Origin of the sequence: Serratia sp. C2(1), assembly GCF_036352655.1 — a bacterium.
Lineage (GTDB): Bacteria > Pseudomonadota > Gammaproteobacteria > Enterobacterales > Enterobacteriaceae > Serratia > Serratia inhibens.
The window spans coordinates 151,362-164,235 of sequence record NZ_JAZFBA010000001.1; the positions used below are offsets into that span (position 1 = coordinate 151,362).

Below are 12,874 nucleotides of genomic sequence, written 5' to 3' on the forward strand. Positions count from 1 at the left end.
ACACCGTGGAAGTCTATACCACTGAAAACGAACAAGTCGACGCCGTGCGTCGGTTCTTTGCCGAGAACGGCAAAGCGCTGGCGGTAGGTGTGGTGCTCGGAATTGGTGCCCTGGTCGGCTGGCGTTTCTGGCAGAGCCACCAAAACTCCAACATGATGGCTGCGTCCCAATCCTATCAGGAGGCCAGCGATCGTCTGGCGGCCGGTAAGCCGGACGACGTGTCCGCTGCGGAGGCGTTTGCCAAGGCCAACAGCAATAGCTATGGCGTATTGGCCTCGCTGGAGCTGGCGAAGCACTTCGTTGAGCAAAATGATTTTGCCAAGGCAGAGCAGCAGTTGGTACTGGCTCAGGGCCAGACCAAAGACGATAATATGCTGGCGATGATTAGCCTGCGTCTGGCGCGTGTCCAGTTGCAGGAGAAAAAGCTGGATGAAGCGCTGAAAACGCTGGATGGCGTGAAAGGCGAAGGTTGGGCGGCGATGGCGCAAGATGCACGCGGCGACGCGTTGCTGGCCAAAGGCGACACCAAAGGTGCGCGTGAGGCTTACAGCAAAGGCATTGAGTCCAACGCTTCTCAGGCGCTGCAGGTTCTGCTGCGCATGAAATTGAATAACTTGTCCAGCTAAGGGGAATTCCCATGCAATTGCGTAAAACACTCTTGGTCGGACTGGTTTCCGTCGCCTTGCTGAGTGGTTGCTCGCTGTTTAACAGTGAAGAAGACGTGGTTACCATGTCGCCGCTGCCAAAAGTTGAAAATCAGTTCACGCCGAACAAGGCGTGGAGCACATCGGTAGGTAACGGTGTCGGTGAGTTTTATTCTCACCTGCGTCCCGCTTTCCAGGACAGCACTCTTTATGCTGCTGACCGCCACGGTATCGTGAAAGCGATGAATGCCGACAGCGGTGACGAAAAGTGGAAGGTCGATCTCTCCGAGAAAACCGGCTTCTTCTCCAGCAACCTGCCGGCACTGTTGTCAGGCGGCCTGGCGGTCGCAGGCGACAAGGTTTACGTCGGCAGTGAAAAAGCAGTGGTTTACGCGTTGAATACCGCAGACGGTAAAGTGGCGTGGCAGACCAAGGTAGCCGGCGAAGCGATTTCTCGCCCGGTAATCAGCGACGGCATGGTGCTGATCCATACCTCCAATGGCCTGCTGCAGGCGCTGAACGAATCTGATGGTGCGGTGAAGTGGACGGTTAACCTGGACATGCCATCGCTGTCATTGCGCGGTGAGTCCGCACCGGCCGTTGCCTTTGGCGCGGCGATTGTCGGCGGTGATAACGGCCGCGTCAGCGCAGTGCTGATGCAGCAAGGCCAGTTGATCTGGCAACAGCGTATTTCCCAGCCGAGCGGCGCGACCGAGATCGATCGCCTGAACGATGTGGACACGACGCCGGTGATTGTTGAAGGCGTTGTCTACGCATTAGGTTACAATGGCAACCTGACGGCGCTGGATCTGCGTTCCGGCCAGATCATGTGGAAGCGTGAACTGGGTTCCGTGAACGACTTCATCGTGGACGCGGGCCGCATCTATCTGGTGGATCAGAACGATCGCGTGGTAGCGCTGAGCACCGAAGGCGGCGTAACAGTGTGGACGCAGAGCGATCTGCTGCACCGCAACCTGACCCCGCCGGTGATGTATAATGGTTATCTGGTAACCGGCGATTCCGAAGGTTACCTGCACTGGATTAACACCACGGACGGCCGTTTTGTTGCCCAGCAGGAAGTGGATAGCTCCGGCTTCCTGTCTGCGCCGATGGTGGCCGACGATAAGCTGGTTATCCAGGCCAGAGGCGGAAAAGTTTACGCTTTCACCCGCTAACGCTGCCGGTCATCGCACGGTTTGCAAACGGCTCCTGAGTGTTCAGGGGCCGTTTCGTATTTTATAAGCTGCACTTCCGGTGTCTATCCGTGGTGTAGTAACGCATTGATTATTAAGTAATGAGGCTTCACAATGATACCTGTCGTCGCGCTGGTTGGGCGCCCGAATGTGGGTAAATCCACCTTATTTAACCGTTTAACACATACGCGCGATGCGCTGGTGGCGGATTTCCCCGGGCTAACGCGAGACCGCAAGTATGGTCGTGCCGAAGTTGAGGGTAATGAATTTATTATCGTCGATACCGGGGGCATCGACGGTACCGAAGACGGCGTTGAAACGCGCATGGCCGGCCAATCGCTGTTGGCGATTGAAGAAGCGGACATCGTGCTGTTCATGGTCGACGCTCGTGCCGGCCTGATGCCGGCCGATCAGGGCATTGCCCAGCATCTGCGCAACCGTCAGAAGGCCACCTTCCTGGTCGCCAACAAAACCGACGGCATGGATCCGGACATGGCCACCGCCGATTTCTACTCGCTGGGCCTGGGTGACGTGTATGCGATCGCCGCTTCGCACGGACGTGGCGTAGCACAGCTGATCGAACACGTGCTGGTGCCGTTTGTCGGTGAAAAACCCGAAGAAGTCGAGCTGACCGAAGAAGAGGCCAACGCCGCTTACTGGGCTGAGCAGGAAGACGAAATCCCGGAGGACGAAGAGCCGGAAGACGACTTCAACCCGCAAGATTTGCCGATCAAGCTGGCGATCGTTGGCCGTCCTAACGTAGGTAAGTCCACACTGACTAACCGCATCCTCGGCGAGGAGCGTGTGGTGGTGTACGACATGCCGGGCACGACCCGCGACAGCATCTATATCCCGATGGTACGCGACGAGCGCGAATACGTGCTGATCGATACCGCCGGGGTGCGCAAACGCGGCAAGGTCACGGAAACCGTAGAGAAATTCTCGGTAATCAAAACCCTGCAGGCGATCGAAGACGCCAACGTAGTGCTGTTGGTGGTTGACGCGCGCGAAGGCATTTCCGATCAGGATCTCTCGCTGCTCGGCTTTATCCTCAATAGTGGGCGCTCACTGGTGATTGCGGTCAACAAGTGGGACGGCATGAGTGAGGAAGATCGCGAGCATGTGAAAGAGATGCTGGATCTGCGCCTGGGCTTTGTCGATTTCGCCCGCGTGCACTTCATCTCTGCGCTGCACGGCAGCGGCGTCGGCAACCTGTTCGAATCCGTGCAGGAAGCCTACGAGTGCGCGACCCGTCGCGTGAACACCTCCATGCTGACCAAAATCATGCAGATGGCTGCCGAAGACCACCAGCCGCCGTTGGTGCGTGGCCGCCGCGTGAAGCTGAAATACGCGCACGCCGGGGGTTACAACCCGCCGATTGTGGTGATCCACGGCAACCAGGTGAGCGATCTGGCCGACTCGTACAAACGTTATCTGATGAACTACTTCCGTCGTTCACTGAAGGTCATGGGTACGCCAATCCGCATCCAGTTCAAAGAGGGTGACAACCCGTTCGCCGGCAAGCGCAACCTGTTGACGCCGAACCAGATGCGCAAGCGTAAACGCCTGATGAGCCACCTGAAGAAAAGCAAATAATCTTCAAAAAGAGCGCGGTAGCAATACCGCGCTCTTTTTTATTGGCCCGAAGTCGTTCTATTATCTGCATATTGTCACCGCCAGTTGAAGGAACACCATGTCCTGGGAAACCTGGAGTTTTGCGTTCAGCGTCACCGTACCTAATCTTTTAATGATGCTGCTGGGCATACTGCTGCGCCACTGGCGGCTGATGGACGATCGTTTTATCGATGGCGCCACACGCTTGGTGTTCAATCTGGCGCTGCCTTGCCTGCTGTTCTTCAGTATCGCCACCAATCATCCGCAACTGCTGGGCAACCTGCCGTTGGTTCTCTATGGCGCGATCGGCACCATCGCCACCTTCCTGCTGCTGGAGGTGGCGGCGGTCTGGTTGGTTAAGGAACCGCGTGAACGGGGCGTGTTCGTGCAGGGCGGGTTCCGCGCCAATACCGCCATTGTCGGCCTGGCATACGCCATGACGGCCTATGGCGACGAAGGGGTGGCGCTGGGTTCGTTGTACCTGACGGTCACGGTGATCCTGTTTAACGTGCTGTCGGTGATTACCCTGACGCGCAGCCTGCAGGGCGGGCATGGCAAGAAGATCGGCCGTTTGTCGCTGCTGCGCAGCATTGTCACCAATCCGCTGATTATCGGCCTGGTGTGCGGGCTGCTGTTCGCGCAAACCGGCCTGGCAATCCCGCAGGTGATCCGGCAGACCGGCAGCTATATCTCCGGGCTGTCGCTGCCGCTGGCGCTGCTGTGCACCGGCGCAAGCCTGGATCTGCGTGCCATGTTCCGTTCGTCCAACGTTGCCGCGTTGTCATCGTCGGCCAAGCTGTTCCTGGTGCCCGTATTGATGACGCTGGGCGGCTGGCTGTGGGGCTTTCATGGTGCGGCGCTGGGGATTATCTTCCTGTTTTCCGCCACGCCGACCGCCTCGGGCAGCTATGTCATGACGCGCGCCATGGGCGGCAACGCCACGCTGGCAGCGAATATTATTGCCATTACCACCGTCGGTTCGTTTTTTACCACCGCGCTGGGGATATACTTCTTGCGCTCATGGGGCGTGATCTAAAGCCTGTACACCAGGCTATTTTACTTGCCACTTTGGGATTGGGCAGTGCTCGAACGCCTCACGTACTCTGTGTACGCTTCGGGTTCTGCGCGCTGCCCGCACCCAAATTGGCCGCGACAATAACGCCTGCTGAGCAGGCTTTGGGAGTCAGTATGGAAGCGCACTGTCCGCAATGCGATCAAACGATGGAGTGGGTGAATGGTCACTACCATTGCGCAGCCTGCACACGCGATTATCGGCAATTGGCCCATTGTCCGGACTGCGGGCAGCCGTTGCAGGAGCTGAAGGCTTGCGGCGCGGTGGATTATCTGTGTCAGAACGGCCACGGGCTGATATCCAAAAAGCGCGTGCTATTTGATTATCAGCCGTTGTAAGCATTCACTCATCCACCTGGCCGGTTTTCCATAAATCGATCAAAGCCTGCGGTGCGCTGGTTTCCGGGATCAACAAGACGATTTCACTGCACAGATTCTGGCTGTAATAGCTGATTTGCACGCGAAAGTAGCGCTGGTCGCCGCAGCCGGGGGAGCCCGGTTTTCCCTCTTCCTGCGCGTAGGGCAGCGTTTGATTCAATAACTGGCTCAGACGTTGGCGCTGCTCCGGCGTAATATCGGCCAGCGCAATGCGCCGCTGGCCCGCCAGTTTGGGAATAAAGGCAAAACCGCCTTCACGCGCCAGCTCAATGACCGTGTCCTGATTGAGCGACGGCAAGGGTTTCATTATTTCACCCCCACCTGATGCCAGGCTTGCTGCACTTTGTCCGCCACGGTGCGGTCGAAACGCTGCTGCGCATGTTTCACCGTGGTGCGGGCGAAGGTGGCGAAGTCGGCATCCTGCGGCAGCGTTTTGTCGCACAACGTGTCATACCAGACGTAGCCGGCTTTCTCCCAGGCGAAGCCGCCGAGCGCGGTAGCCGCCAGATAGAAGGCGCGGTTGGGGATACCGGAGTTGAGATGCACGCCGCCGTTGTCCTCTTTGGTCTGAATGTAATCCTTCATGTCGGCCGGTTGCGGATCTTTGCCCAGCAGCGGATCGTCGTAGGCGGTGCCGGGCGCAGACATCGAACGCAGGCCCTTGCCGTTGATGCCCTTGGCCAGCAGACCCGCGCCAATCAGCCAGTCGGCCTTGTCGACGGTTTGCCGAAGATGGAACTGCTTGACCAACGAACCGAAGACGTCAGACATAGACTCATTCAGTGCGCCGGCCTGTTGGAAATAAATCAGCCCGGCTTCGCTTTCGGTTACGCCGTGCGCCAGTTCGTGGCCGACGACATCGATAGCGATGGTAAAACGGTTGAAGATCTCGCCGTCACCGTCGCCAAATACCATCTGCTGACCATTCCAGAAGGCATTCTGATACTCGTGGCCGTAGTGGACGCTGCCGGTCAGCGGCAGGCCTTTGTTGTCCAACGAGTTGCGCTCAAACGCCTGCCAGAAGAAATCGTAGGTTACGCCGAGGTAGTCATAGGCTTCGTCCACCGCCACGTCATGGTTGCTGGCCTGGCCCTCGTTGCGCACTTGCTTGCCGGGAAGCTGAGTGCCGTTTTGAGCGTCGTAGATATCGCGGATGACTGCGCCGCCGCCGGCGATTTTCGCGCCGGGCGCACGCAGCGGCTTGTTGCCGAGCAGGCTTTGGACGTGGTTCAGGGTGTGCAATGCGCAGTCGCGCTGCGGTGCGCTGCCGTGTTCAATAATTCTGCGCAGCATATAAGGGGGGATGACTGAACGCGCGGTCAGGGTCGGCATAGGGGCTCTCCTTAAGCAAAATTACCCTCAATAAGTCAATATTCCACCACTAAGTGTAGTTCAGACATCGTAAAGACGATGATCGTGGGTGCTGACCGCCGGGCTGGTCTTGTGCGGGCTGATGCGCTTGACCGAGGCGCGTACCGCCAGTTTCCCGTGCAGCAGCAGGTTGCACGGCGGCGCATCGGCGCGCAGCATTCGGCGTTGCAACAGTTGGATCGCCTCATGCCCCAGCTCGTCTCGCGGCACATGTACCGAGGTGAGCGGCACATCGTGAATTTCCGCCAGGTTAAAACCGTCGGTGCTCATGACCGAGATATCTGCCGGTACGTTTAACCCCAGTTTGTTCAATGCCTTGACCGCACCGACCGCCATATAGTCGCCCCCGGCGAGAATAGCTGTCGGCAGCTGCGAGCGCTGGCTGACCTGATTGATAAAGGTGGTCAGCGCCTGCTCGGCTTCTTCGCTGCCAAAGCCGGAGGTCGTGACCAGGTGGCGGCCTTCGTCAAAGACGATGTTGTGCTGCGCATAGGCCTGTCTGATGCCCGCCAGCCGCAGCTCCATGGTGTGTCGGCGCAGGCATTGCAGGTTCAGAATATGGCTGTGGCCCTGTTGGATCAGATAATTGGCGGAGAACTCGCCGATCAACTGATGATCGGGGGAGACGCTGTCCAGCCGCATCTGGCGATCGGTACAGTTGATCAGCACGCAGGGCTTGTGCAGATCGGCGGCCAGCTGGTGAATGTGCTCGTCGTCGATGCCGATAATCAGCGCCGCCTCGGTCTGCGGATCGCTCATTTTTTCCAGGAACAGCGCGCCGTCGCTGTGCTGCTCTTCAAGTCCGCAATAGCGGATACGCACCTCATGCTCCGCCAGCGCGGCGGTGATCCCCTGGATCACCTTGTGATAAAAGATGTCGGTGCGCACGTCGAAGGCGCGTTGCGGGGCAAACACCATGACGTTGTTCAGCATCAGCCGGCCGTTGGACAGGCCTTGCAAGATACCGTTCTGCTGGGCGCAGGCCAATACTCTGTGACGCGCCTCGGCGCTGGTGTTGGACTTGCCCGCGAGTACGCGTGAAACGGTGCTGATCGACAGCCCTGTTTGGCGGGCGATTTCCTGTATTTTCAGCTTTCCGTTCATTCTGTGATCTCCTTCAAATTTGCTGGTGAAAATATTTTCACCGCGTTTTTTCAGCGTACTGTCTGGCTTGGGTCGCCATTATGGCGAGCTTTTAGGCTGTATATGAAAATTTTTGCAAAAAACCACGTTTCGCTCACGCTCACGGCTGGCTAGTCTGCATTGGTACACCAATTTTATAGACTTATCAGTCCAATTTACCGGCTGAATTATAAATAAAATGAAAATAAATCATGTGGTTGTGAGCGTGATGAGTGGTTTTTCGTGATCGCCATCGCAAATTTTAGCAACCCATACCTTCGATACCAAAACGTGCCCTACCAAAAAGCGAGCTGTTTCACCGGGCAGCCGCCGTGGAGAGAAGACAGATGAGTGTTGAAATTAATCAGACGGTCGCGCACAGCAGTCGGCGCAAGTTTAAATCGCTGCGTTGGTGGATGCTGGCGCTGTTTCTGCTCGGCGTTACGGTCAACTACATTACCCGTAACTCGCTGGGTATCCTGGCGCCAGAACTGAAAACCAGCCTGAACATGACCACCGAGCAATATTCCTGGGTGGTGGCGTCGTTCCAGCTGGCCTACACGGTATTTCAGCCGATCTGCGGCTGGCTGATCGATGTTATCGGCCTGAAGATGGGCTTTTTGGTCTGCGCCAGCATCTGGGCGGTGGTGTGCATGCTGCATGCTGGAGCGGGCACCTGGGTGCAGCTGGCTATTCTGCGCTTCTTTATGGGCGGGGCGGAAGCGGCGGCCACGCCGGGCAACGCCAAGGCGATCTCCGACTGGTTCCCGAAAAAGGAACGGCCGATTGCCGCCGGCTGGGCGGGCGTAGGTTTTTCTATCGGCGCCATGCTGGCTCCGCCGATCATCGTCATCGCCCACATCTCTTTTGGCTGGCAGGGCGCCTTTTTGTTCTCCGGTGCGCTGGGGTTGATCTGGGTGGTGCTGTGGTGGCTGTTCTACCACGAACCTTCAAAGCACCCGAACCTGAGCCAACAAGAGCTGGATCTGATCCGCCAGGATAACGAACCGGTATTGCCGAGGCTGCCGTTTTTAAAATCATTGGCGATCTTGTGTAAAAACAAAAAGTTCTACGGCATCGCCATCCCGGCCTTTCTCGCCGAACCGGCCTGGGCGGTGTTCAGCTTCTGGGTGCCGCTGTACCTGGCCACCGAGCGCGGCATGGATTTAAAGCACATCGCCATGTTTGCCTGGCTGCCGTTTTTGGCGGCGGATATCGGCAGCGTCGCCAGCGGTTATCTCACCACCCTGTACCGCAAATGGTTCGGCTGCAGCCGCGTCAACTCGGTGGTCGCCAGCTCGGTCACCGGCGCCTTCATGATGGTTTCGCTGGCGTTTGTCGCGATCACCAAAGATCCCTATGTGGCGATCGCGTTGATCTCGATCGGTGGTTTCGGCCACCAGGTGATCTCCTGCATGCTCAGCGCGCTGGTGGTGGAGTCGTTCGATAAAAACCAGATGGCGACGGTCAACGGCATGCGCGGCTCCAGTGCCTGGATCGCCAGCTTCCTGTTTACGTTGCTGATCGGTGCGGTTTCCGACACCGTCGGCTTCAATCCGCTGTTTATCGCCATGGGCTTCTTCGATCTGATCGGCGCCCTGTTCCTGATTGCCTTGATCGCCGAGCGCGGCGGTAAAAAAACACTGAATAGTTAAGTTGGATGCCTATGAAAACGTTAAAAAAATGGACGCTGGCAGGCGAATATGCCGATCGCGTTGAACTGTTGGTCGACGAGCGTCATCTGTTCTGCCTGTACGTGCTGGAAGACAACCTGTTCCGCGTGCTGATCAAGCGCAACGGCGAGCTGGCGCTGGACCGCACCTGGAGCATTGCGCCGCAGGCTGACGTGCCCTGGGAAGGGCGCGATCGCCTGAGCGTCGCCGGTTTTGGCCTGCCGGGTTATCAACTGCAACAGCATGAGGATCGGCTGGTGGTGACCAGTGCCGCGCTGCGCGTTACTGTGCATCAGCCGCTGTGGCTGGAGTGGGAGCACCGTAGCGCCGCCGGTGAATGGCGGCCGCTGGCGGCCGATCGGCCAACCAGCGCCTACCTGCTCAATCCGCAGGGTGACGGCGTGGCGCACTACCAGCGCCGCTTTACCGGCGAACGCTATTATGGCCTGGGCGAGAAGGCCGGCGATCTGGAGCGCAGCGGCCGCCGCTTTGAAATGCGCAATCTGGATGCGATGGGCTACAACGCCGCCAGCACCGATCCGCTGTACAAACATGTGCCCTTTACCATCACTCGCGGCGCAGAGGCCAGTTTCGGGCTGTTTTACGACAACCTGAGCAGCTGTTGGCTGGATTTGGGCAACGAGATCGACAACTACCATCTGGCCTACCGCCGTTATCAGGCCGAGGCGGGGGATCTCGATTATTACCTGTTCCTGGGGCCGCAGGTGCTGGACGTGACCAAAGCCTTTGTGCGCCTCACCGGCAAGACCCACTTCGGGCCGAAATGGAGCCTCGGGTACAGCGGTTCGACCATGCATTACACCGACGCGCCGGACGCCCAGCAGCAGTTGCAGCAGTTCATTGCCTTGTGCAAGCAGCACGATATTCCCTGCGATTCGTTCCAGCTGTCTTCGGGTTACACCTCGATCGGCAACAAGCGCTACGTGTTCAACTGGAATTACGACAAGGTGCCGCAGCCGAAGCTACTGAGCCAGGCGTTCCACGCCGCCGGGTTGAAGCTGGCGGCCAACATCAAACCCTGCCTGTTGCAGGATCACCCGCAGTATCGGCAGGCGGCGGAGCAGGGGCTGTTTATCCGCGATTCGGAAAGCGACCAGCCGGAGCGTTCCAGCTTTTGGGACGACGAAGGCTCGCACCTCGATTTCACCAATCCGGCGACGGTGCGTTGGTGGCAGCAGGGCGTCACTCAACAACTGCTGGAGATGGGCATAGATTCAACCTGGAACGACAACAACGAATACGAAGTGTGGGATGCGGAAGCGCGCTGCCAGGGTTTTGGCACACCTATCGCCATCAAGCATATCCGCCCGGTGATGCCGTTGCTGATGATGCGCGCGTCGATGGAAGCCCAGCAGCGCTTTGCGCCCGACCTGCGGCCATATCTGATCTCCCGTTCCGGCTGTGCCGGCATGCAGCGTTACGTGCAGACCTGGAGCGGCGACAACCGCACCAACTGGCAAACCCTGCGCTACAACATCCGCATGGGCTTGGGCATGAGCCTGTCCGGGTTATATAACCTGGGGCACGACGTCGGCGGTTTTTCCGGCGACAAACCGGACGCCGAACTGCTGGTACGCTGGGTGCAAAACGGCGTGATGCACCCGCGTTTCACCATTCACTCCTGGAACGACGACGCGACGGTTAACGAGCCGTGGATGTATCCGGCCGCCACGCCGGCCGTCCGCGAGGCGATCAACCTGCGCTATCGACTGATGCCCTATTTCTACACCCTGCTGTGGCAGGCCAGCGCCGACGACGAGCCGATGCTGCGCCCGACCTTCCTCGATCACGAGCATGACGAACGCACCCTGAAAGAAACCGATGATTTTATGATTGGCCGCGATTTGCTGGTGGCCAGCGTGGTGGAGCAGGGGCAGCGTGCGCGTTCGGTCTATCTGCCGGATAACGGCGAAGGCTGGTACTGTTTCCACAGCGGCCAGTGGTTCAGCGGTGGCCAGACGGTGGTGCTGGATGCGCCGCTGGAGCGTTTGCCGCTGTTGGTACGCGCCGGGGCGGCGTTGCCGCTGTCATCGCGCTTGGCGCACGTCGACGTTGCCGCCGACGATCGGCGCGAGTTGCACCTGTACCCGTTTAAAGGCTGTGGCAGCGCTTCTGGGCTGTTGTTCGAAGACGATGGGGAAAGTTATGGCTGGCAGCAGGGCAACGCGCTGTGGCTGCGCTGGGAGATGCACAGCGATAATCGGCGCGTCATGCTGAACGTCACCACCGAAGGGCAGTTCAAACCGGCATGGCGGACGCTGACGGTCAGCCTGCCTGCCGGAGAAACGCGGGAACTGTGGATCAACGGTGAGCCGGGCGAGAGTTTTACGCTGAAATAACGGAAATAACGGAAACAGCTATTCGGCCGAGTCAGCCGCGCGCTTTTTGCGCGGCTTCTTGGCGACGATGACGTTTTTCACTTCGCTTTCCACCCAGCCATCCTGCAGGCGGGTTTTCAGCAGTTCGCCGACCTGGGCCTGTTTGGTGGTTTTCAGCACTTCGCCGCGCGGGGTTTGCGTCACGCTGTAGCCGCGCGCCAGCGTCGCCAACGGGCTGACCGCTTCGAGCTGGCTGCAGGCCACGCCGAAACGCTGGCGGTAAGCGTTGAGACGGCGCTCCAGCGCCTGCTGCAAACGGTATTCCTGTTGCTGCACGCGTTGCTGATAACGGTGAATGCGCGCCTGCGGCTGTACCTGCGCCAAACGCTGTTGCGCCCGATCGCTGCGGCGTGAAGACAGGCGCAGCTGGTTTTGCATGCCGTCTTCCAACCGGCGTTGCAGCTTGAACAACAGCGTCTGCTGGCGCGCCAGGCGCAGGTGCGGATGCTGCTGTTGCAAGCGGTGGTTGATGCGGGTGAACTGCTGCTGACGCTGGGCCAGATAGTAATCCATCGCCATTTCCATCCGCTGCTGCTGGGATTGCAACTGACGCAGCAGCTCTAGCTGATTGCGGCTGACCAGCTCGGCGGCGGCGGAAGGGGTTGGCGCACGCAGATCGGCGACAAAGTCGGCAATGGTGACGTCGGTTTCATGGCCGACGGCGCTGACGATCGGGATGCGGCTGGCGAATATCGCCCGCGCTACGCGTTCGTCGTTAAAACTCCACAGGTCTTCCAGCGAGCCGCCGCCACGGCCGACGATCAGCACGTCGCATTCGTCACGGCGGTTGGCCGTTTCGATGGCGCGCACGATCTGCAATGGCGCTTCCGCGCCCTGCACCGAGGTCGGGTAGATAACGATAGGCAGCGAAGGATCGCGCCGTTGCAGCACTTGCAGCACATCGTGCAGCGCCGCGCCGCTGGCGGAGGTGATCACCCCGACGCGTTTGGCCGGGTTGGGCAGCGGTTGTTTGAACTGTTGGTCGAACAGGCCTTCGGCGCTCAGGCGCTGTTTCAGTTGCTCGAATTGCTGTTGCAGCAGGCCGTCGCCGGCGGGTTGCATGCTTTCGGCAATCAGCTGATAGTCGCCGCGCGGTTCATACAGCGTGATGCTGGCGCGAACCAACACTTGCTGGCCGTTTTGCGGGCGGAAGGTGGTGCGGCGGTTGCTGTTGCGGAACATCGCGCAGCGCACCTGCGCGCGGTCGTCTTTCAGCGTGAAATACCAGTGGCCGGAAGCGGGTTGAGAGAAGTTGGAGATCTCGGCGGAGAGCCAAATCTGGCCCATTTCCATTTCCAGCAGCTGTCGAACCGTCTGATTCAGGCGGCTTACGGTAAAAATAGACGGCGAAACAGGTAGCGACATGTGACCCAGATCAAATTCCAAAACAACCACTTAATTGGTCGATA

The 12,874-nt window shown here is 58.9% G+C and carries 11 protein-coding genes; 7 read left to right on the top strand and 4 right to left on the bottom strand.

Annotation, left to right across the window (positions count from 1 at the left end; translation table 11 throughout):
- Positions 1–5 precede the first annotated feature (5 nt).
- The 5 genes from V2S86_RS00745 to V2S86_RS00765 all read left to right on the top strand — a co-directional run bounded on the left by V2S86_RS00745 (position 6) and on the right by V2S86_RS00765 (position 4,861).
- Entirely contained in the window at positions 6–626 is a 621-nt protein-coding gene (locus tag V2S86_RS00745) for a YfgM family protein (RefSeq protein ID WP_330760818.1), read from the top strand.
- Between the two features lie 11 nt (positions 627–637).
- Positions 638–1,819 (top strand): outer membrane protein assembly factor BamB, encoded by a 1,182-nt coding sequence (gene bamB, locus V2S86_RS00750; protein ID WP_330760819.1) that lies wholly within the window; start codon positions 638–640, stop codon positions 1,817–1,819.
- A 132-nt stretch (positions 1,820–1,951) separates the two neighbouring features.
- On the top strand, positions 1,952–3,433 hold the full coding sequence (gene der, locus V2S86_RS00755; RefSeq protein ID WP_119804927.1) for a ribosome biogenesis GTPase Der: 1,482 nt from the start codon (positions 1,952–1,954) through the stop codon (positions 3,431–3,433).
- Positions 3,434–3,530: 97 nt separating this feature from the next.
- Complete coding sequence (locus V2S86_RS00760) at positions 3,531–4,487, top strand: AEC family transporter (RefSeq protein WP_006318145.1); 957 nt, start codon at positions 3,531–3,533, stop codon at positions 4,485–4,487.
- 152 nt (positions 4,488–4,639) lie between these two features.
- Positions 4,640–4,861 (top strand): zinc ribbon domain-containing protein, encoded by a 222-nt coding sequence (locus tag V2S86_RS00765; protein ID WP_330760820.1) that lies wholly within the window; start codon positions 4,640–4,642, stop codon positions 4,859–4,861.
- A 4-nt stretch (positions 4,862–4,865) separates the two neighbouring features.
- On the opposite strand, the gene V2S86_RS00770 is transcribed toward V2S86_RS00765, so the two are convergent.
- Genes V2S86_RS00770 through V2S86_RS00780 form a run of 3 tightly spaced genes read right to left on the bottom strand, consistent with a single transcriptional unit; the run spans position 4,866 to position 7,375 of the window.
- Positions 4,866–5,207, bottom strand: a complete 342-nt coding sequence (locus V2S86_RS00770) for a protealysin inhibitor emfourin (RefSeq protein WP_119804929.1) — start codon at positions 5,205–5,207, stop codon at positions 4,866–4,868.
- Positions 5,207–6,232 carry a M4 family metallopeptidase gene (locus V2S86_RS00775; RefSeq protein ID WP_330760821.1) on the bottom strand — a complete coding sequence of 342 codons (1,026 nt, stop codon included), beginning with the start codon at positions 6,230–6,232 and terminating at the stop codon, positions 5,207–5,209. The genes V2S86_RS00770 and V2S86_RS00775 overlap by 1 nt, the downstream gene beginning before the upstream one ends.
- A 60-nt stretch (positions 6,233–6,292) precedes the next feature.
- Positions 6,293–7,375 (bottom strand): LacI family DNA-binding transcriptional regulator, encoded by a 1,083-nt coding sequence (locus tag V2S86_RS00780; RefSeq protein WP_330760822.1) that lies wholly within the window; start codon positions 7,373–7,375, stop codon positions 6,293–6,295.
- 365 nt (positions 7,376–7,740) lie between these two features.
- Between V2S86_RS00780 and V2S86_RS00785 the strand changes: the two genes are divergently transcribed.
- Together V2S86_RS00785 and V2S86_RS00790 are read left to right on the top strand one after the other, a co-directional pair.
- A complete protein-coding gene (locus V2S86_RS00785; RefSeq protein ID WP_330760823.1) occupies positions 7,741–9,048 on the top strand; it encodes an MFS transporter in 1,308 nt (435 codons plus the stop codon).
- An 11-nt stretch (positions 9,049–9,059) separates the two neighbouring features.
- Complete coding sequence (locus V2S86_RS00790) at positions 9,060–11,426, top strand: glycoside hydrolase family 31 protein (protein ID WP_330760824.1); 2,367 nt, start codon at positions 9,060–9,062, stop codon at positions 11,424–11,426.
- A gap of 18 nt (positions 11,427–11,444) precedes the next feature.
- On the opposite strand, the gene xseA is transcribed toward V2S86_RS00790, so the two are convergent.
- On the bottom strand, positions 11,445–12,830 hold the full coding sequence (gene xseA, locus V2S86_RS00795; protein ID WP_330760825.1) for an exodeoxyribonuclease VII large subunit: 1,386 nt from the start codon (positions 12,828–12,830) through the stop codon (positions 11,445–11,447).
- Between the last annotated feature and the right edge of the window lie 44 nt (positions 12,831–12,874).